Genomic DNA, 20,492 nt, shown 5'->3' with positions numbered 1-20,492 from the left:
CAGGACCGCCGAAACGCAACAACGCTAGGAGATGAGTGCCCATGACTGGTGGCGATATTGCAGGACTGATCGCAGCCGGAGTTTTTGCGCTCCTTGTGCTGCTGCTCGCCGTGCCGATCCTCAAGCTTGGCCGAGTATTCGATGAAGTCCGCACGTCCATCCGTTCCTTGAGCGATGGCGCAACGCCGCTCATGGATGAAGTCACAGCCACCGTGTCAACAACCAACCAGCAGTTGAAGAAGGTGGACGGCATCGCTTCGAACGTTTCGGACGCTTCGGCGAACATTTCGGCCCTGTCCTCGCTGGTTGCCGCAACTGTGGGCTCGCCGCTCATCAAAGTGGCCGCATTCAGCTATGGAGTGCGTTCGGCACTCGGCAGCCGGCGCAAGCAGGGCAGCAGCGGCCGTCGAAGCCGCTGATCCAAGCCACACTCCAAGCAGGACCGTCGCAGGAATACCGTAGTCAGGAACACCGTGAAAAGAATCGTCTGGATGGGTATCGGCGTGGCTATCGGGGTCATCGCCTTCCGCAAGATCACCGAGGCTCAAGCCAATATCGGCCCTGACGGCCTGAATCGCGCAGTCGGTCGGCTTGCCGATGGCATTTACGACTTCGCCGATGCCGTCCGCGCCGGAATGCAGGAACGCGAAGGCGAGCTCCGATCGGCGCTTGGCGTAGTGGAAGCCGGCCCCGGCAGCCACTAGCGCCGCCGGTTTGGCCATTCGCGGGGCGGGGGCCGCGGTTCGCCCAAGCGGGCTTAGACAAGGCAGAATTAGAAGCTGTGGCATCGGCAAGTGCCAATGCCACGCACGAACTCATGTGCAGTGAATTGAGAAGGGTAAGTAATCAGCTAATGAAGTCGCAGGAGATCACCAAGCGCTGGGTGGACTTTTTTGTCAGCAAGGGCCATACCGCCGTTCCCTCCGCGTCGCTCGTATCCAGCGACCCCTCCCTCCTCTTCACTGTGGCCGGCATGGTTCCCTTCATCCCGTACCTCACCGCCCGCGAAGAGCCCGCCTTCAGCCGCGCCACCAGCGTCCAGAAGTGCATCCGCACCGGCGATATCGAGGAAGTCGGAAAGACCGCCCGCCACGGCACGTTCTTCCAGATGTGCGGAAACTTCTCTTTCGGAGACTACTTCAAGGAAGACGCCATCAAGTTCGCCTTCGAACTGCTCACCAAGAGCGTCGACGACGGCGGTTACGGGCTGGACGTTGAACGCCTCTGGGTCACCGTCTATGAAGAAGACGACGAAGCCCAGGAATTGTGGCTGAAGAACACCGCCATCCCCGCCTCGCGCATCCAGCGAATGGGCAAGTCAGACAACTACTGGTCCACCGGCCAGCCGGGCCCTGCCGGCCCGTGCTCGGAGATCTACTACGACCGCGGACCGGCCTATGGCGCCGAAGGCGGCCCCATCGCGGATGAAACCCGCTATGTCGAGATCTGGAATCTGGTGTTCATGCAGTACCAGATCGAAAACGTCCGCTCGAAGGTCGATTTCGACATCGTCGGTGAATTGCCCAAGAAGAACATCGACACCGGCCTCGGCATGGAGCGCCTGGCGATGATCCTGCAGGGCGTCGAAAACATGTACGAGACCGACCAAGTGCGTCCGGTCATCGACAAAGCATCGGAATTGTCCGGCAAGGAATACACTTCCGCCGAAACGGCTGACGATCCGCACCACACGGACGATGTCCGCATGCGCGTCGTTGCCGACCACATCCGCTCGGCGCTCATGCTCATTTCGGACGGCGTCTCGCCGTCGAACGAAGGCCGCGGCTACGTCCTTCGCCGCCTCATCCGGCGCGCAGTCCGCGCCATGCGCCTCCTTGGCGTCGAAGAAGCGTGCCTCCCGCACCTCCTTCCTGCGTCCCGCGATGCCATGAAGGGCGTCTACCCGGTGGTCGAGACCGATTTCGACCGCATCAGCCGCATTGCGTACGCCGAAGAGAAGGCCTTCCTCCGCACCATCGCGTCCGGCACGGCCCGCCTCGAAGAAGCCGTGGTGCTCTCCAAGGCGGCAGGCAAGCCGTTGTCCGGCGAGGACGCCTTCACTTTGCACGACACCTATGGTTTCCCGATCGACCTCACCCTCGAAATGGCCGAGGAGGCCGGATTGACGGTGGACGAGGCCCAGTTCCGCAGCCTGATGCAGGAGCAACGCCAGCGCGCACAGGCCGATGCCAAGGCCAAGAAGGGCGGCCACGCGGACGTCTCGGCCTTCCAGGAGCTCCTGGCGGAAGGCGAGACCGTCTTCACGGGCTACACGGAACTTGAAGGCGAAGCCCGCGTTCGAGGCCTCCTCAGCGCAGGCCGCCGCGTGCAGCACGCGTCCACGGGCGATGAAATCGAGCTAGTGCTCAACGAGACCCCGTTTTACGCCGAGGCCGGCGGACAGTCTGCCGACACGGGCCTCATCACGGGTGACGGTTTCGTCGTCGAGGTCCTGGATGTCCAGCGTCCAATCAAGGGACTGAGCGTCCACAAGGCGATCGTCCGCGAAGGTGAGATCGCGTCGGACGCCCTGGTGCTCGCCGCCGTCGACCGCGAACGCCGCCACGCTGCCGAGCAAGCCCACACGGCCACGCACATCGTGCACGCAGCTTTGCATCAGATCCTCGGTCCTGAAGCCACCCAGCGCGGCTCGTTCAACAAGGCCGGTTACCTGCGTTTCGACTTTGCCTGGGGCGAGGGCTTGAGCGCTGCCGCAAAGTCCGAAATCGAAGAAGTCTCCAACATCGCCATCCGCAACCACTTCCAGGTGGACACCAAGGTGATGGGCCTGGCCGAAGCCAAAGCCCTTGGCGCCATGGCGCTGTTCGGTGAAAACTACGGCAGCGAAGTTCGCGTGGTAGAGATCGACGGCGCGTGGTCGCGCGAGCTTTGCGGCGGCACGCACGTTGCCAACACTTCGTTGATCGGCAGCCTTTCCCTGCTCGGCGAGCAGTCGGTCGGCTCCGGAAACCGCCGTGTGGAAGCCTTCGTCGGCCTGGACGCGTTCCGCCACCTGGCCGCAGAGCGCGCCTTGGTCACGGAGCTCACGGAAATGCTCAAGGTGCCGTCGGGCCAGCTGGCAGACCGGATCTCGAGCACCCTGGCAAAGCTCAAGGCGACTGAGAAGGAACTTGACCGCCTCCGGAAGGAACAGTTGGCCGCGGCTGCCGGAAACCTCGTGGCGACCGCCCAGGACGCTGCCGGGGTCCGTGTCGTGGCCCACGACGCCGGACTGGTCGGGGGAGCGGACGACCTCCGCAGCCTCGCCATGGACCTGCGGAACCGGCTTGGCTCGGACGCGTCAACCGTCGCAGTTGCCGGCGTGAGCAACGACCGTCCGGTCATTATCGTGGCAACGAACGAAGCTGCCCGTGACGCAGGCGTCAAGGCGGGTGCACTTGTGCGCGTGGCCGCCGGAGTCCTCGGCGGTGGCGGCGGCGGCAAGGACGACGTCGCGCAAGGCGGCGGAACCGACGCCGCGAAGATCGCACCGGCCCTTGCGGCTGTTGTGGACGCGATCGCCAAGCGCTGATCTTGGACGATATCACGAGCAGCGGCGCCTACCCCCGGGGTACAAAACTGGGGGTGGACGTCGGCACCGTCCGTGTGGGCCTCGCAATCTGCGATCCCGACGGAATCCTCGCGACGCCGTTCAAGACCGTCACCCGGGATGCCAAGAAGAATTCCGACGTCGGCTACATTGTCCGGCAAGTGGAGGAACTCGGGGCGGTGCAGGTTTTCGTCGGTCTTCCCCGCACCATGAAGGGGGAAGAACGGGCGTCCGCGGCCATGGCGAGCGAGTATTCGGAGCTGTTGGCGGACGAATTGCAGCGCCGTGGTATGGACGTGCCGATCAACCTCGTGGATGAACGGCTCACCACCGTGACGGCGCACCGCAACCTCCACGAAGCTGGCATGAGCAGCAAGGCCCATCGTAAAGTGGTGGATCAGGTTGCCGCTGCCGGAATACTTCAGCACGCGATCGATATGCAAAAAGCCAGAGGAGCAGATGTGGGCCGGCGCGTGCAGGCGCCTACGCCACCCCAACACACTGACGGTGCCAATGCACCACTGCCCGCCTCCGGCATTGATCAACACTCTCCAACGAGGGGAAGACAATTGTGAGCCCGGTCAACCACGACCCCTCCAACGACGTATCGGAAGAGCGCACCAAGCCTCTGACACGTCGTGAAATCCGTGCCAGGGAACGATTCCTGGAGACCCAGAACCAAGAGGTATTGCCTCCGCCGGTACCAGTGCACATTGAGGCGCTGGCTGCCCCGGAGCCCGCGAAGCAGTACGCACCGCACGGCGCCTCCGGATCCCCGTTGCAAGAGCACCAGGATGCGGCCGCCGTTCCCCAAGCCCCGGCGCGGGCTCCCGAGCCTGCTGCTGAAGAGCCCGAGCCAGTTGAAGCCGCACGGGTTGAGCCTGTCCCCGAGGCTTCCGCCCCAGTGGAACAGGCCGCGGAAGAAATCGACCCTGCAACCTTCCACGACGACTTGCTACACGCGGCCGACGAGGCCCATCCAGCCACGGCCCACTTCGCTGCTGTTCATCCCGCCGAAGCGAGCAATCCCGACGCCGTCCATGCCGACGAGCTGCACTCGTTCGAAGCGGTACCCGGCGACGAATTCCACCAGTTTCCTGCGCATGACGACGGCCTCGGGCACGAATTTCCCGAACACCTGGAACCGGAACACCAGGACCCCGAGTTCTACGAAGTCCATGACGAGAACGATCCCCACAGCATCATGGCCGCCGCAACCCCCGTGCCCAAGGCAGCGTCGAAAAAGGTTCGCCGCCGCCGTCGTTTGCTGGCCCTCCTCCTGACCCTCACCGTATTCGTGGCCGCAGTCACCGTCGGCGCCCAGTTCCTCAAGCCGCTCCTCGGGATGGACAAAGTCACCGACTACCCGGGCCCCGGCACCGGATCCGTTACCGTGACCGTGGCTCCGGGCTCCGGCCCCAAGGCGGTCGCGAACCAGCTCCAAGCCGAGCACGTCGTGGCAAACGCCGATTCCTTCCTTTCCGCGTTCTCGGCTGCCGGCGGCGAACTCTCGCCTGGCGACTTCACCTTCAAGACCGAGATGAAGAACTCCGACGCCGTCAACATCCTCCTGAACAAAGACGCCTCCAAGGTCATGTACTTCGCACTCAGTGCCGGATTGCGCATCGGTGAGTCCTTGGACGCCATAGCCCAGGGTTCGGGCATACCCGTTTCCGAGCTCACGGCACTGAGCAATTCGCCGGCACAATTCGGCGTCCCCTCCCCTGCGAAGAACCTCGAAGGCTTCCTGGCGCCGGGCGAGTACCGTTTCCCGCTCGGAACATCGGGCAAGGACATCCTCCAGAAGCTCGTCTCGTCGACGCTCGACGAATTGAAGGCGCAGGGCGTCACGGATCCGGTCAAGCAGTACCAGACCATCACCGTTGCGAGCATCGTCCAGGCGGAAGGCGGACAGGCTGATTATGGCAACGTTGCCGGGGCAATCTACAACCGGCTCAAGCCCGGCAACACGGAGACCGCCGGCCTGATCCAGTCGGATGCCACAGTCACCTACGGCCTGGGTACCAAGACGCTCCACCTGACCGATGCCGAGAAGGCGGACAAGAGCAATCCGTACAACACGTACGCAAACGTCGGCTTGCCGGTCGGTCCGATTGGTTCCCCCGGCAAGACTGCCATTGACGCAGCGGCGAAGCCGACGCAGAACAATTACCTGTATTGGGTGACCATCAACTTGGACACCAAGGAAACGAAGTTCTCCAGCACGTTGGCTGAGCATCTCAAGTACGTTGACCAGTACAACGCCTGGTGTGCGGCCAACCCGGGACGGTGCGTGTGAGCAGTCGTGCTGCCGTCTTGGGGCACCCGATCAGCCACTCGAAATCACCTGCCCTGCACCGCGCTGCGTACAGGCTGCTTGGGCTGGACATCGAATACTCGGCCATCGACGTGACGGTTGCGGGCCTGCCGGCCTTCATGGCGGGACTGAAGGTTGAGGACAATTGGTGCGGGTTGTCCGTCACCATGCCCCTCAAGACCGCGATGGTGGAGGAAGTGGACGAAGTCCGCGGCGCCGGCGCGCACCTCGGCGTCATCAATACGGTTGCCTTCGAGCACACCGCGCAGGGCGTCCGGCGCGTGGGCCACAACACCGACGTCGCGGGAATTGTCGAGGCCGTGCGGAATGCCGGCGTGCGTGACGCCCCGGTTTCCTCGATCCTCGGTGGCGGCGGAACATCCGCCGCGGCGATCGCGGCCCTGGGCGAGTTGGGCGCTAGCCATGTTGACGTCTACGTGCGCGACGCCGGACGTGCCCTCGAAGCGAAGGCCGCGGCCGCCGCCGTCGGGCTTTCCTTCGACCTGCGGCCCATGGCTGATGCCGCCAAGGGAATCGCAACATCCGACCTGGTGATCTCAACGCTTCCGCCGCGGGCCGCGGACGGCATTGGCGAAGAATTCCAGCAAGCGCCCGACGGCGGCACCGGGGTGTTGCTCGACGTCGCCTATGATCCTTGGCCCAGCCGCATCGCTGAAGCGTGGCAGGCGCGCGGCGGGACCGTTGTTCCCGGGCTGGAAATGCTGCTTTACCAAGCCGTTGAACAGATCCGTTTGTTCTCCGGCGTCGACGTCGGGGCTGACGTCATAGATGTGATGTGCGACTCAGTCGGGCTTCCCCGACGGGTCTACTAGGGGCCTTACATGGCAGGATTGGATATATGTTGCGTTGGTTGACTGCCGGTGAATCCCACGGACCGGCACTGCTCGGAATTGTAGAAGGCGTCCCCGCTGGCGTGGAACTCACCAGCGAGGAAATCCGCGACGCTTTGGCGCGCCGCCGTCTGGGCTATGGCCGCGGCGCCCGGATGAAGTTCGAGCAAGACGAAGTGACCATCCTGGGCGGAGTCCGTCACGGAGTCACGCAGGGTGGGCCTGTCGCCATCCAGATCGGCAACACCGAATGGCCGAAATGGGAGCAGATCATGTCCGCGGACCCGGTGGATCCGGAGATCCTCGCAGACCAGGCCCGCAATGCTCCCTTGACCCGGCCCCGGCCCGGCCACGCGGACTTCACGGGCATGCAGAAGTACGGCTTCCCGGAGGCCCGTCCTGTCCTGGAACGCGCGAGTGCCCGCGAGACCGCAACCCGCGTCGCCCTGGGAACGGTCGCTGCACGTTTCCTGAAGCAGCTCGGCATCGAGCTCGTGAGCCACACGGTGTCCATCGCGAGTGTCACGGTTCCTGAAGGACGCCCGCTTCCCGTGCCGTCCGACGTCCTCGCGCTCGACGCCGATCCCTTGCGGTGCTTCGACCGCGAAACGTCCGACGCCATGGTGTCCGAGGTTGACGCCGCCCACAAGGAAGGCGAAACCCTTGGCGGCATTGTTGAGGTCCTCGCCTACGGCCTTCCGCCGGGACTCGGCAGCTACGTCCATTGGGACCGTCGCCTCGATGCCCGTTTGGCCGCTGCGCTCATGGGCATCCAGGCAATCAAGGGCGTCGAGGTCGGAGACGGCTTCCTCACCGCCGCCCGCAGGGGTTCAGCCGCCCACGACGAGATCGTCAAGGATGAAACCGGCAGGATTGTCCGCAAGACCAACCGGGCCGGCGGCATCGAAGGCGGCATGAGCATCGGCGAGGTCCTGCGCGTACGTGCGGCCATGAAGCCCATCGCCACAGTTCCGCGCGCTCTGAAGACCATCGACGTCAGCACCGGTGAGGCGGCGAAGGCACATCACCAACGCTCTGACGTCTGTGCCGTCCCGGCCGCAGGTGTGGTGGCCGAAGCCATGGTGGCACTCGTGCTCGCCGAAGCCGTAGCAGAGAAATTCGGCGGCGACTCCGTTGCCGAAACAGCGCGGAACCTTCGCGGTTACCTGGACAACATCCCGGCGACCCTGGACTCGGTCGGCCACGAGTGACCCGCGGTCTCACCGGTACCGGATTCGGACCCCCTATCGCATTGGTTGGTCCGATGGCCGTCGGCAAGTCGGTCATCGGCCACCAGCTCGCACAACAACTGGGCGTCCCGTTCGTCGATACCGACGCCGTCATCGTTGAGCACCACGGCACCATCGCTGACATCTTCGTCGGCCGTGGCGAGCACGCGTTTCGCGAGATCGAAGCACGGACGGTTGGCCGTGTCATCGAGGAAGCCGCGGGGAGCGGCGCGGTCATTTCGCTCGGCGGCGGAGCCGTACTCGATTCCGGTACGCAACAAATCCTGGCCGGCTGCACGGTGGTCTATCTGGAATGCGACGCAGCAACCGTTGCCGAACGCATCGCACGAAACACCGGCCGGCCGCTCCTGGCCGGCGACGGCATGGCACGCTGGGAGGCGCTGTTTGCCGCCCGGCGACCGGTCTATGAACGTTTGGCGGACATCACCGTTGACGTCCGGTCCGGAACCGTGGCGGAAATCGCCCTCCACCTGGAGGAAAGGCTGCGTGACCACGCGGCCTTGAAGGAGGAAGTTCAGAAGTGAGCAACGAAGCAACTGTCATCAAGGTCACAGGCCAGTCCGCCAACGAGAACTACGACGTCGTTGTAGGACACGGACTCCTCGGCGGCCTTCCGGAAAAGCTGGGGGAGCGCGTCAGGCGCGTCCTGGTCGTTCACCCGCGTGCCCTGCGCCTCACCGGAGACGCGGTCCGCGCGGACCTGGAAACAGCGGGGTTCACGGCCGTCACCGCCGAGATTCCGGACGCCGAAGAAGGCAAGCACATTCAGGTCGCCGCTTTCTGCTGGCAGGTCCTTGGCCAGAACGACTTCACCCGTTCCGACGCCATCGTCGCCGTCGGGGGCGGCGCGGTGACGGACCTGGCCGGGTTCGTGGCGGCCACGTGGCTGCGTGGCGTCAAAGTCGTCCACATGCCCACGAGCCTGCTCGGCATGGTGGACGCGTCTGTCGGAGGCAAGACCGGAATCAACACGGCGGAGGGAAAGAACCTGGTCGGTTCCTTCCACCCCCCGGCTGCCGTCCTCGCAGACCTTGACACGCTGCAGACGCTCCCCAAGAACGAACTGATCTCGGGCATGGCCGAAGTCATCAAATGCGGATTCATCGCCGATCCGGCCATTCTCGACCTCGTTGAAAACAAGCCGGAGGAAGTGGCCGACCCGGGTTCGGCGGTCCTGCGCGAACTCATTGAACGCGCCATAGCGGTCAAGGCGAAGGTCGTTTCCGAAGACCTCAAGGAATCCGGACTGCGGGAGATCCTGAACTACGGCCACACGCTCGGCCACGCAATCGAACTCGTGGAGCGCTACTCATGGCGCCACGGCGCCGCCGTCTCGGTTGGCATGATGTTCGCGGCTGAACTCGCCCGCAGCGTTGGCCGCCTTTCCGATGCCGATGCCGACCGCCACCGTTCGATTCTTGAAGGGCTGGGTCTGCCGATCACCTATCGCCGGGATCGCTGGCAGGGCCTGCTCGACGGCATGCGCCGCGACAAGAAGTCCCGCGGCGACCTTCTGCGCTTCGTCGTCCTCGACGGCATCGCCAAGCCCGGCATACTCGACGTCCCGGACACATCGCTGCTCTTTGCTGCCTACCAGGAGATTGCATCATGACGACCGAAACCTTCAGCAGCGTCAGTGACTGGCCCTCGGGCGGCTTCCCGGGCGTTCGAACCAATCCGGACACCCTTTTGCCGCACATCGTCAACGAGGAGGCGATGCAGTCGGCGCTGGCCGATTCGCACGATCCCGCGGACCGCATCATGGCCCTGATCCTTGAAGGCCACCCCGGCGAAGCCGCCGAATTGCTGGCCGAGGCACGCTACAACGATCCCGAATCGTTCAAGCTGCGGATTTTCGAAGCCGAATTGCACCGGGCCACCAACCGTTTCGACCGCGCCGTGGAGCTGTTCCGGCAATTGCTGGGCGAAGTCCATGGCACGGGCCGGGAAGCCGTAGTCCTCCAGTACCTGGGGCGGGCATACTTCGTTGCCGGGAACCCGGTGGCAGCGGCAGAGTCATTCACGAAAGCCTTGGACATCCGGGTCGCTTCGGCCGCGGACGCGTCCTTGATTTATGCCTCGGCCGTAGCGCTGCAGCGCGCACGCAACGTCCTCGAACTGGCATCCTGAAGTGTTTCGGGCCGCCCTGGATTGCCAGCGCGGCGGACCGATCTCATTTTGCCGGTAGAATGGACTTTGGATTTTTGACAAATACGCGCTGGCGGCCGTCATGGCACGCCGGATTGGCATAGACGGCTGGACGCTACGAAGCTAGCAAAACCAGTGAGAGAAACCAGAGGATAGTACTAGTGGCAACCACAAATGACATCAAGAACGGAACCGTGCTGAAGCTCGAGGGCCAGCTCTGGAACATCATTGAGTTCCAGCACGTCAAGCCAGGCAAGGGCGGCGCGTTCGTGCGCACCAAGATGCGTAACGTCATGTCCGGCAAGGTGGTCGACAAGACCTTCAACGCCGGCCTCAAGATCGAAACCGCCACGGTTGACCGCCGCGACTACCAGTACCTGTACCAGGACGGTGAAGACTTCGTCTTCATGGACACCTCGGATTACGACCAGATCCACGTTTCCGGCAACGTCGTGGGCGACGCCACCAACTTCATGCTGGAAAACCAGATGGTCAACATCGCCATCCACGAAGGCACGCCGCTCTACATCGAATTGCCGCCAAGCGTCGTCCTCGAGATCACCTACACCGAGCCGGGCCTCCAGGGCGACCGCTCGTCTGCGGGCACCAAGCCTGCCACCGTCGAAACCGGCTACGAGATCCAGGTTCCGCTGTTCGTTGAGCAGGGCACCAAGGTCAAGGTCGACACCCGTGACGGCAGCTACCTGGGCCGGGTCAACGACTAGTGAGCGCCCGTGGTAAGGCCCGTAACAGGGCCCTCGAAATTCTTTTTGAGGCGGAACAGCGTTCCGCCTCCGCTTTCGAGGTCTTGAAGGCCCGCCGGGAAAAGACCGACCTGGTCGTCAACCCGTACACGACCGACATTGTCGAGGGCGTGGTTGCGATGCAGCCGACCATCGACGAGTTCCTCCAGACGTACGCGCAAGGCTGGACCTTGGAGAGGATGCCGGCTGTTGACCGGATCATCCTGCGCATCGGAGCTTGGGAACTGCTCTACAACGACGACGTCCCGGACGGCGTCGCGGTGAGCGAAGCCGTGGCGTTGGCCAAGACCATGTCCACCGACGAGTCGCCCGCGTTCATCAACGGCCTCCTGGGCCGCCTGCAGCAACTGAAGCCTTCGCTCCTCGCCTAGGCCAGGCAATGGCATTAAGCCATTAAGCACTGACAAAACCCCGGCTGTGTTCATTGAACCGGCCGGGGTTTTTGTGTGAGCGAAAACGCATCGGCCGGCGCCTCGGCGCGCCAGCCGATGGCTCCGCGTGTGATAGCTTTGAAGAGCAAATGTTCCTTTTTTAATTCCGTCCCGTGAGGCGGGGAAAGGGGAGACGAGCGATGACTGACGTCACTGCGCCGGTGCCGTCCCGGGTTGTACTCAACCACGCGGATATTGACCGTGCCCTCACTCGTATCGCCCATGAGATCCTCGAGGCCAATAAGGGTTCCCAGGATCTTGTCCTGTTGGGCATCCCGCGCCGCGGATATCCGCTGGCCGTCAGGCTGGCAGGCAAGATTGCAGCCGCCGATCCTTCCGTCGACGCCTCGGCGATCGTGGGCCAACTCGATGTCACGATGTTCCGCGACGACCTCTCCCACCAGCCCGCCAGGCCGCCGTATCCCACGAAGCTCCCTTTGTCCGGAATCGACAACAAGGTAGTTGTCCTCATCGACGACGTCCTTTACTCCGGCCGGACCATCAGGGCAGCCCTGGATGCGATCGTGGACCTTGGCAGGCCCCGCAGCGTCCGCCTCGCCGTCCTCGTGGACCGCGGCCACCGCGAACTTCCCATCCGCGCAGACCATGTGGGCAAGAACCTGCCGACTTCTTCTTCGGAAAAGGTCAGGGTCCGCGTTGAAGAGTTCGACTCCGTCAACGGTCAGCCCATCAATGAAGTAGTGATCGAGGCCGGCGCATGAAACACCTGCTCTCCACCGAGAACCTCGGTGCGGCCGACGCCATCCGGATCCTGGACACGGCCGAAGAAATGGCCGCGGTGGGGGACCGCGAAGTCAAGAAGCTGCCCGCCTTGCGTGGGCGCACCGTGGTGAACCTCTTCTTCGAAGACTCCACGAGGACACGCATTTCCTTCGAGGCGGCGGCAAAGCGGCTCTCCGCCGACGTCATCAACTTCGCCGCGAAGGGTTCATCGGTATCCAAGGGGGAATCCCTCAAGGACACTGCCCAGACCCTTTCGGCCATGGGCGCGGATGCGGTTGTCATCCGCCACTGGGCCTCGGGAGCCCCTCACCGCCTTGCCGCCACGGACTGGATCGATGCCGCCGTCATCAACGCTGGCGACGGTACCCATGAGCACCCGACCCAGGCCCTCCTGGATGCCTTCACGATGCGCCGCCACTGGACCAAGCTCCACGGTTCCGAATCAATCGGCGCCGACCTCAGCGGGATGCGGGTCGCGATCGCCGGCGATGTCCTGCACTCGCGCGTCGCCCGTTCCAATGTCTGGTTGTTGCGCACCCTCGGTGCGGACGTCACGTTGGTGGCGCCCCCCACGCTGCTGCCGATCGGCGTCGAGCAGTGGCCTTGCAAGGTCAGCTACAACCTCGACGAAACACTGGAAGCCGGCGTGGACGCCATGATGATGCTGCGCGTCCAGGGGGAACGGATGAACGCCTCGTTCTTCCCGTCCACCCGCGAGTACTCACGGCGCTGGGGCTTCGACGATACCCGCCTCCGTGCCCTCGATGAGCTCGGACTCAAGGACACGATCATCATGCACCCCGGGCCGATGAACCGCGGGTTGGAGATTTCGTCCGCCGCCGCCGATTCGCCGCGCTCCACAGTGCTGGCCCAGGTCCGGAACGGTGTTTCGGTCCGCATGGCCGCCCTCTACCTGCTGCTCTCCGGGGACACCCGCGAAGCGGCCACCACGTCCGGCGCAGCCGGTACCGATGCTGCCCGTTCCGAGAAGGAGAACAACTGATGACCGAGACCGCTTCAGGCGCAAGCACCGGAACCTTCCTGATTCGCGGCGCGGCTATCCTCGGGGGAGGCGCCGAAGACCTGCTGATCCGCGACGGCGTGATCGCGGAGCGAGGCACCGGGCTTTCCGCTGAGGGCGCCACCGTGATCGAAGCCGCGGGACTCGTTGCGCTTCCTGGCATGGTGGACATCCACACCCATCTGCGCGAGCCCGGCCGGGAAGACGCCGAAACCGTGGAAACCGGCACGCGCGCGGCGGCGCTTGGCGGCTACACCGCCGTCCACGCCATGGCCAACAGCAACCCCGTCGCGGACACGGCGGGCGTCGTCGAGCAAGTCCACTCCTTGGGCCGCGCTTCGGGCTGGGTGGATGTGCGCCCCGTCGGCGCGGTCACGATCGGCCTCGCCGGTGAGCAGCTCGCCGAACTCGGCGCCATGGCCGATTCCCGCGCTCAGGTCCGCGTCTTCTCCGATGACGGAATCTGCGTCCACGATCCCGTGCTGATGCGCCGGGCCCTGGAGTACGTCAAAGCCTTCGACGGCGTCGTGGCCCAGCATGCGCAGGAGCCGCGCCTGACCGCAGGGGCCCAGATGAACGAAGGGGCCGTCTCTGCCGTCCTCGGCCTCGCTGGCTGGCCGGCGGTCGCGGAGGAGAGCATCATCGCGCGCGACGTCCTCCTTGCCCAGCACGTAGGATCCCGACTGCACATTTGCCACGTGTCCACCGCCGGCTCGGTGGAAATCGTCCGCTGGGCGAAGTCGCGTGGGATCAACGTCACTGCCGAAGTGACTCCCCACCACCTCCTGCTCACGGACGAACTCGTCCGCAGCTACGATCCCGTCTACAAGGTAAACCCGCCCCTGCGCACGGCCTCGGACGTCCAAGCACTCCGGGCCGGGCTCGCTGACGGCACCATCGACGTCATAGGAACGGACCACGCACCGCATCCGAGCGAACACAAGGAATGCGAGTGGGCCCAGGCTGCCATGGGCATGACTGGACTTGAAACCGCCCTTTCGGTCGTCCAGGAAACCATGATCGAGACGGGCCTGATGACTTGGGCGGACTTCGCCCGGGTCACCTCGACGGTTCCGGCCGCCATCGGCCGAGTGGCAGATCAAGGCCGTCCGCTTGAGGCCGGCGAGCCCGCCAACGTCATCCTGGTCGACCCCGCTGCCCGCTGGACGGTCGACCCGAACAAGATGGCGACCATGGGCCGCAATTCGCCGTTCGCGGGCAAGGAATTGCCCGGAGCCGTCGTCGCGACCTTCTTCAAGGGCCATCCGACCGTGCTGGACGGCAAGCTCAACACGCCGTACCGCCACGCAGCCGATGCGGCCGGCGCAGGCAGCAGGAACTGATGGACAGAATCCTTCCGGGCGTGCTCGTCCTCTCCGCGGCCGTCGTCGTCTTCGCGCTGTTCGCGCTTGGGTGGCGCAACCGGCTCAAGCGGCAGTCCGACGTCGAACGCCTTCCGACGGTGCCTGAGCGCCTCAGTCCCGCCGGCATCGTGGCGGAGGGCCAGTACGTGGCCACCACGACGGCGGGTGACTGGCTTGACCGGATCGCGGTCCAGGGCCTGGGCTTCCGCGGGAACGCGGAATTGAGCGTCCATCCTGAAGGCGTCCTGTTCGACCGCGCCGGAAACGATCCGTTGTTCGTTCCCGCGGACGCTGTGACGGAATGCCGCACCGCGAGCGGGATGGCCGGAAAATTCGTCGAAAAGGACGGACTCGTTGTCGTGAGTTGGAAGCTTGGAGAACGTGAACTCGACACCGGATTCAGGACCAAGCAGGCCGCCGACAAGCAACCCCTCCTCGAAGCACTTCAAGAATTGATCTCTGCAGCCCCCCAGGCAGATGCCGATAGTGGAAAGTAACAAAGTGACGGACACCAACGCAGTGACGGATGAGACAGTGACAGCGAAAGAAACGACAGCCACCGCGAACACCCCAGCGGAGCCCACCGCGGCCGTGCTGGTCCTCGAAGACGGACGGATGTTCCGCGGCCGCAGCTACGGCGCTACCGGCGTCGCCCTGGGCGAAGCGGTTTTCGCCACCGGCATGACCGGGTACCAGGAGACCATCACGGACCCCTCTTACGCCCGCCAGCTCGTGGTCCAGACCGCACCGCACATCGGAAACACCGGCGTGAACAGCGAAGACGCCGAGTCGCGCCGCATCTGGGTGGCTGGTTACGTGGTCCGCGATGCGGCCCGCCGTCCCTCCAACTGGCGTTCCGAGAAGTCCCTCGACGACGAACTGGTCGAACAGGGCATCGTCGGCATCCAGGCTGTGGACACCCGTGCCATCACGCGCCACCTGCGCGAGCACAAGACCATGCGCGCTGGAATCTTCTCCGGCGAGGCCGCGAACGCCACGGACAAGGAACTCCTGGACGCCGTCCTCGCCAGCGCCCCCATGGAAGGTGCCCGCCTGGCTGAAGAAGTGAGCATCGACGAAGCCTACGTCGTCGAACCCGCCGACCACGGTTGGGACGGCGATGCGAAGTTCGATATCGCAGCAATCGACCTCGGAATCAAGGCCATGACGCCGGCCCGCTTCGCCGAGCGTGGCGTCCGCGTCCACGTCCTTCCTGCGACGGCGACGCTCGAAGACGTCAAGGCGGTCAACCCGCACGGCTTCTTCATGTCCAACGGTCCGGGCGACCCCGCCACCGCGGACGCCCAGGTGAAACTGCTCCGTTCGGTGCTCGACGAGAAGCTGCCGTACTTCGGCATCTGCTTCGGTAACCAGATCCTCGGCCGCGCCCTTGGCTTCGGTACGTACAAGCTGAAGTACGGCCACCGCGGCATCAACCAGCCGGTCATGGACCGCCGCACGGGCAAGGTGGAGATCACCTCGCAGAACCACGGTTTCGCCGTCGACGCCCCCATGGATGGCGCCACGCTCGCTCCGGAAGAGCGCTTCGGCCGCGTGGAGGTCAGCCACGTCAGCCTCAACGACGACGTCGTCGAAGGCCTTGCCTGCCTCGACATCCCTGCGTTCTCGGTCCAATACCACCCCGAAGCCGCAGCAGGCCCGCACGACGCCGCGTACCTCTTCGACCGCTTCATCGCGCTGATGGAGACCACGAAGAACGGTCAGGACGCCACCCAGACATCGAACTCCGCGAAGAACGAGGACACCAAGTAATGCCAAAGCGTACAGATCTCAAGAGCGTCCTTGTCATTGGTTCCGGCCCCATCGTCATCGGCCAGGCAGCCGAATTCGACTACTCCGGCACCCAGGCCCTCCGGGTCCTGAAGGAGGAGGGACTTCGTGTCATCCTCGTGAACTCCAACCCGGCCACCATCATGACGGACCCCGAGTTCGCCGATGCGACCTACGTTGAACCCATCACTCCCGAGGTGGTCGAGAAGATCATCGCGAAGGAACGGCCTGACGCTGTCCTGCCTACCCTGGGCGGCCAGACAGCCCTCAACACGGCGATCGCGTTGGACAAGAACGGCGTGCTGGAGAAATACAACGTCGAGCTTATCGGTGCGAACATCGCCGCAATCGAACTTGGCGAGGACCGCGAGAAGTTCAAGGGCGTCGTGGAACGCTGTGGTGCGGAATCCGCCCGCAGCCACATCATCCACACCATGGACGAAGCGCTCACGGCGGCGGACGACCTCGGCTACCCCATGGTTGTCCGCCCGTCCTTCACCATGGGCGGCCTGGGCTCCGGCTTGGCGTACAACGAAGACGACCTCCGCCGCATCGTCGGCCAGGGCCTGCAGTACAGCCCGACCTCCGAGGTGCTGCTCGAAGAGAGCATCCTCGGCTGGAAGGAATACGAACTCGAGATGATGCGCGACAAGAACGACAACGTCGTTGTCGTCTGTTCCATCGAGAACTTCGATCCCGTCGGCGTCCACACGGGCGACTCCATCACCGTGGCTCCGGCCCTCACCCTGACTGACCGCGAATACCAGCGCTTGCGCGACATCTCAATCGCCGTGATCCGCGAGGTCGGCGTCGACACCGGTGGCTGCAACATCCAGTTCGCCATCGAACCGGACACGGGACGCGTCGTCGTCATCGAAATGAACCCGCGCGTTTCGCGCTCGTCCGCGCTGGCATCCAAGGCAACCGGCTTCGCCATCGCCAAGATCGCCACCAAGCTTTCCCTCGGCTACACGCTGGACGAAATCCCGAACGACATCACGCAGAAGACCCCTGCGTCCTTCGAACCGACGCTCGACTACGTCGTGGTCAAGGTTCCGCGCTTCGCGTTCGAGAAGTTCCCGGCGGCGGACAACACGCTGACCACCACCATGAAGTCCGTGGGCGAAGCGATGGCCATGGGCCGCAACTTCACCGAAGCGCTGCAGAAGGCCCTCCGCTCGCTTGAGCAGAAGGGTTCGCAGCTGGACTTCAGCCACGTGCCCGAATGGGAAGTTCCCGAGCTCGTGGAAAAGGCCAAGCGCCCGACGACGGACCGCCTTTACCAAGTGCAGCGCGCCTTGCTGGGTGGTGCTTCGGTGGAGGAGCTCTATACCGCCACGAAGATCGACCCTTGGTTCCTCGACCAGCTGCAGCTGCTCAACGAAACCGCCCAGGAGATCAGCAAGGCCGGTGCCCTGACCGAAGCCATGCTGCGCAACGCCAAGCGCCATGGCTTCTCCGACGAGCAGATCGGCGCCCTGACCCACAACCCCGAGGCCGTGGTCCGCGGGGTCCGCCAGGCCTTGGGCATCCGTCCGGTGTACAAGACGGTGGACACCTGTGCCGCCGAATTTGCCGCCTACACGCCGTACCACTACTCGGCGTACGACGAAGAGGACGAGGTCGGCCTGCACTCCAAGCCGTCAGTCATCATCCTCGGCTCCGGACCCAACCGCATCGGCCAGGGCATCGAATTCGACTACTCCTGCGTCCACGCCTCCATGGCGTTGCGCAAGGCGGGATACGAGACGGTCATGGTCAACTGCAACCCGGAAACCGTGTCCACGGACTACGACGTCTCCACGCGCCTGTACTTCGAGCCGCTGACCCTCGAGGACGTCCTCGAAGTCATCGCGGCAGAGGAGCGCACCGGCGGAGTGATGGGCGTGTTCGTGCAGCTCGGCGGCCAGACCCCGCTCAAGCTAGCACAGCAGCTTGCAGACGCCGGCGTGCCGATCCTTGGAACCTCGCCCGAGGCCATCGACCTCGCCGAGCACCGTGGCATGTTCTCCCGCGTGCTTGACCAGGCTGGCCTCATCGCGCCGAAGAACGGCACCGCTGTCTCCTTCGAGGACGCAAAGAAGATCGCGGACGAAATCGGCTACCCTGTCCTCGTCCGTCCGTCCTACGTGCTCGGCGGCCGCGGCATGGAAATCGTCTACGACGAAGCCAACCTCTCGCGCTACATCGCCAACGCCACGGAGATCACTCCGGACCACCCGGTGCTGATCGACCGCTTCCTGGAGGACGCCGTCGAAATCGACGTTGACGCGCTCTTCGACGGCACGGACATGTACCTCGGCGGCATCATGGAGCACATCGAGGAAGCCGGCATCCACTCCGGTGACTCCGCGTGCGTGCTTCCTCCGATCACCCTTGGCAACAACGTGATCGACCGCGTGCGCACGGCCACCCGCGCCATTGCCGAAGGCGTAGGCGTCCGGGGCCTCATCAACATCCAGTTCGCCTTGGCCTCCGACGTGCTTTACGTCCTCGAAGCCAATCCGCGCGCTTCACGCACCGTGCCGTTCGTCTCCAAGGCGACCGGCGTCCAGATGGCGAAGGCCGCTGCCCTCATCGGTACCGGCGTCACCATCAACCAGTTGCGCACGGCGTACAAGATGCTTCCGGAGACGGGCGACGGCTCCACCTTGCCCCTTGACGCTCCGGTAGCTGTGAAAGAAGCCGTGCTGCCGTTCAGCCGCTTCCGGACGCCAGCCGGCAAGGTCGTGGACTCCCTGCTTGGCCCGGAAATGCGCTCGACCGGCGAGGTCATGGGTATCGACAAGCACTTCGACACCGCGTTCGCGAAGAGCCAGTCGGCGGCCAACAACGCGTTGCCCACCGAAGGCAAGATCTTCGTATCGGTTGCCAACAGGGACAAGCGTTCCGTGATCATGGGCGTCAAGCGTCTTTCCGACCTCGGATTCGAAATTGTTTCCACGGGCGGCACCGCCGACGTGCTTCGTCGCAACGGAATCCAGGCGAGCCCGGTCCGCAAGGTTGCCGAAGGCAGCAGCGCCGAAGGCGAGGGCACCATTGCGGACCTCATCGTCGCTGGCGAGATCGACATGGTCTTCAACACGCCGTCCGGCGGCGAAGCACGCAGCGACGGCTACGAGCTCCGCGCGGCGGCTACGTCGATCGGCATTCCGTGCATCACCACGGTTGCGGAGTTCAACGCCGCTGTGCAGGCAATCGAGGCGCAGCGCACGTACGCATGGTCCGTGACGAGCCTGCAGGAACATGCCAGCAACCTCAAGGCATCGGCCGAGGCCGTCAATGCCTGAGGCTGCCAAAGCCGCCGCACAGGGCCGGGAGCCGTTCGGTTCCCGGCTGGCGGCCGCCATGGCCGCCCGCGGCCCGTTGTGCGTCGGCATCGACCCGCACCCGGGGCTCCTGGCTGAGTGGGGATTGAACGACGACGCCGCCGGGCTCGAGCGCTTTTCCCTCACCGTCGTGGAGGCCGTGGCTTCGCTCGCTGCCGCGGTGAAGCCGCAGGTGGCGCTTTACGAGCGCCACGGCTCGGCCGGGATGGCGGTGCTGGAACGGACCCTTGCGGCCGCGTCCGACGCCGGCGTGTTGAGTATTGCGGACGCCAAGCGCGGAGATATCGGTTCCACCATGGCTGCCTACGCCGATGCCTGGCTGCGCGACGGTTCCGCCCTGGCCGCGGATTCAGTAACACTGAGTCCTTACCTCGGTTTCGAATCGCTCCGGCCGGCACTTGACCTCGCAGCGGAGCACGGCCGAGGTGCCTTCGTTCTCGCCCTGACCTCGAATCCGGAGGGCAAGTCCGTCCAGCACGTCGGCGGAGCGGAATCGGTGGCCCGCCGGATCGTTGAGGCCGCCGCGGAGGAGAACCGCCGCTATCCGGGAACCATGGGGTCGGTGGGCCTCGTGGTCGGAGCCACGATCGGCAGTGCCCTGGAGGAGCTTGGCTTGGACTTGGGTGCTGTTCGCGGACCCATCCTTGCCCCGGGGCTGGGGGCCCAAGGCGCTACGCCGGCAGACCTGCGCGCGACCTTCGGCGATGCGTACAGTGCAGTCCTGGCAACGTCGAGCCGTGGAATTCTCGCGGCCGGGCCATCGGTGGCCGGACTGCGTTCCGCCACGGAGGCAACCCGGGACGGTCTGCTAGAGGGTTGAGACTTTGAGGCCTGAAGCTGCAAGGCTGAAGCTGAGCGAATTGCGTCCGGCTGTCGACAAGAACCTGTTCGATAAGCCGGGCGCATTGCGCTAGGTGCTGGCCACACGGTAG

General features: G+C 64.6%; 19 protein-coding genes. All 19 read left to right on the top strand.

Annotated elements, in window-relative coordinates; all coding sequences use genetic code 11:
* The first annotated feature begins 41 nt into the window (after positions 1-41).
* The 19 genes from E1809_RS10670 (at position 42) to pyrF (ending at position 20,380) form a co-directional block, all read left to right on the top strand.
* Complete coding sequence (locus E1809_RS10670; RefSeq protein ID WP_133204217.1) at positions 42-419, top strand: DUF948 domain-containing protein; 378 nt, start codon at positions 42-44, stop codon at positions 417-419.
* A 54-nt stretch (positions 420-473) separates the two neighbouring features.
* Positions 474-704, top strand: a complete 231-nt coding sequence (locus tag E1809_RS10665; RefSeq protein WP_268908675.1) for a DUF6167 family protein — start codon at positions 474-476, stop codon at positions 702-704.
* A gap of 149 nt (positions 705-853) precedes the next feature.
* Positions 854-3,532, top strand: a complete 2,679-nt coding sequence (gene alaS, locus E1809_RS10660; protein WP_133204216.1) for an alanine--tRNA ligase — start codon at positions 854-856, stop codon at positions 3,530-3,532.
* Between the two features lie 2 nt (positions 3,533-3,534).
* On the top strand, positions 3,535-4,125 hold the full coding sequence (gene ruvX, locus E1809_RS10655) for a Holliday junction resolvase RuvX (protein ID WP_133204215.1): 591 nt from the start codon (positions 3,535-3,537) through the stop codon (positions 4,123-4,125).
* Positions 4,122-5,849, top strand: coding sequence for an endolytic transglycosylase MltG (mltG, locus tag E1809_RS26650; RefSeq protein ID WP_165962272.1), 1,728 nt, complete (start codon positions 4,122-4,124; stop codon positions 5,847-5,849). Before ruvX ends, mltG begins: the two co-directional genes overlap by 4 nt.
* On the top strand, positions 5,846-6,700 hold the full coding sequence (locus E1809_RS10645; RefSeq protein WP_133204214.1) for a shikimate dehydrogenase: 855 nt from the start codon (positions 5,846-5,848) through the stop codon (positions 6,698-6,700). The genes mltG and E1809_RS10645 overlap by 4 nt, the downstream gene beginning before the upstream one ends.
* A gap of 26 nt (positions 6,701-6,726) precedes the next feature.
* Positions 6,727-7,929: a chorismate synthase gene (gene aroC, locus E1809_RS10640; protein WP_133204213.1), complete on the top strand. Its 1,203-nt coding sequence runs from the start codon at positions 6,727-6,729 to the stop codon at positions 7,927-7,929.
* 53 nt (positions 7,930-7,982) lie between these two features.
* Entirely contained in the window at positions 7,983-8,492 is a 510-nt protein-coding gene (locus tag E1809_RS10635; protein ID WP_133204311.1) for a shikimate kinase, read from the top strand.
* Positions 8,489-9,580 carry a 3-dehydroquinate synthase gene (gene aroB, locus E1809_RS10630; RefSeq protein WP_133204212.1) on the top strand — a complete coding sequence of 364 codons (1,092 nt, stop codon included), beginning with the start codon at positions 8,489-8,491 and terminating at the stop codon, positions 9,578-9,580. The genes E1809_RS10635 and aroB overlap by 4 nt, the downstream gene beginning before the upstream one ends.
* On the top strand, positions 9,577-10,098 hold the full coding sequence (locus E1809_RS10625) for a tetratricopeptide repeat protein (RefSeq protein ID WP_133204211.1): 522 nt from the start codon (positions 9,577-9,579) through the stop codon (positions 10,096-10,098). Before aroB ends, E1809_RS10625 begins: the two co-directional genes overlap by 4 nt.
* A gap of 179 nt (positions 10,099-10,277) precedes the next feature.
* The gene (efp, locus tag E1809_RS10620) at positions 10,278-10,841 is read left to right on the top strand and encodes an elongation factor P (protein ID WP_133204210.1); all 564 of its coding nucleotides are present in this window, start codon (positions 10,278-10,280) and stop codon (positions 10,839-10,841) included.
* Positions 10,841-11,251 carry a transcription antitermination factor NusB gene (gene nusB, locus E1809_RS10615; protein ID WP_133204209.1) on the top strand — a complete coding sequence of 137 codons (411 nt, stop codon included), beginning with the start codon at positions 10,841-10,843 and terminating at the stop codon, positions 11,249-11,251. Before efp ends, nusB begins: the two co-directional genes overlap by 1 nt.
* A gap of 200 nt (positions 11,252-11,451) precedes the next feature.
* The gene (gene pyrR, locus E1809_RS10610; protein ID WP_133204208.1) at positions 11,452-12,033 is read left to right on the top strand and encodes a bifunctional pyr operon transcriptional regulator/uracil phosphoribosyltransferase PyrR; all 582 of its coding nucleotides are present in this window, start codon (positions 11,452-11,454) and stop codon (positions 12,031-12,033) included.
* Positions 12,030-13,058 (top strand): aspartate carbamoyltransferase catalytic subunit, encoded by a 1,029-nt coding sequence (locus E1809_RS10605; RefSeq protein WP_133204207.1) that lies wholly within the window; start codon positions 12,030-12,032, stop codon positions 13,056-13,058. The genes pyrR and E1809_RS10605 overlap by 4 nt, the downstream gene beginning before the upstream one ends.
* Positions 13,058-14,419 carry a dihydroorotase gene (locus tag E1809_RS10600; protein ID WP_133204206.1) on the top strand — a complete coding sequence of 454 codons (1,362 nt, stop codon included), beginning with the start codon at positions 13,058-13,060 and terminating at the stop codon, positions 14,417-14,419. Before E1809_RS10605 ends, E1809_RS10600 begins: the two co-directional genes overlap by 1 nt.
* A complete protein-coding gene (locus E1809_RS10595; protein ID WP_133204205.1) occupies positions 14,419-14,937 on the top strand; it encodes a PH-like domain-containing protein in 519 nt (172 codons plus the stop codon). The genes E1809_RS10600 and E1809_RS10595 overlap by 1 nt, the downstream gene beginning before the upstream one ends.
* Entirely contained in the window at positions 14,918-16,213 is a 1,296-nt protein-coding gene (gene carA / locus E1809_RS10590; protein WP_133204204.1) for a glutamine-hydrolyzing carbamoyl-phosphate synthase small subunit, read from the top strand. Before E1809_RS10595 ends, carA begins: the two co-directional genes overlap by 20 nt.
* Complete coding sequence (gene carB / locus E1809_RS10585) at positions 16,213-19,521, top strand: carbamoyl-phosphate synthase large subunit (RefSeq protein ID WP_133204203.1); 3,309 nt, start codon at positions 16,213-16,215, stop codon at positions 19,519-19,521. The genes carA and carB overlap by 1 nt, the downstream gene beginning before the upstream one ends.
* Positions 19,514-20,380, top strand: a complete 867-nt coding sequence (gene pyrF / locus E1809_RS10580) for an orotidine-5'-phosphate decarboxylase (RefSeq protein WP_133204202.1) — start codon at positions 19,514-19,516, stop codon at positions 20,378-20,380. The genes carB and pyrF overlap by 8 nt, the downstream gene beginning before the upstream one ends.
* The last annotated feature ends 112 nt before the right edge of the window (positions 20,381-20,492 follow it).

This window comes from Arthrobacter terricola (assembly GCF_004354015.1).
Lineage (GTDB): Bacteria > Actinomycetota > Actinomycetes > Actinomycetales > Micrococcaceae > Arthrobacter > Arthrobacter terricola.
The sequence above is the reverse complement of the archived record's forward strand: the minus strand, read 5'-3'. Positions and strand labels throughout refer to the sequence as shown.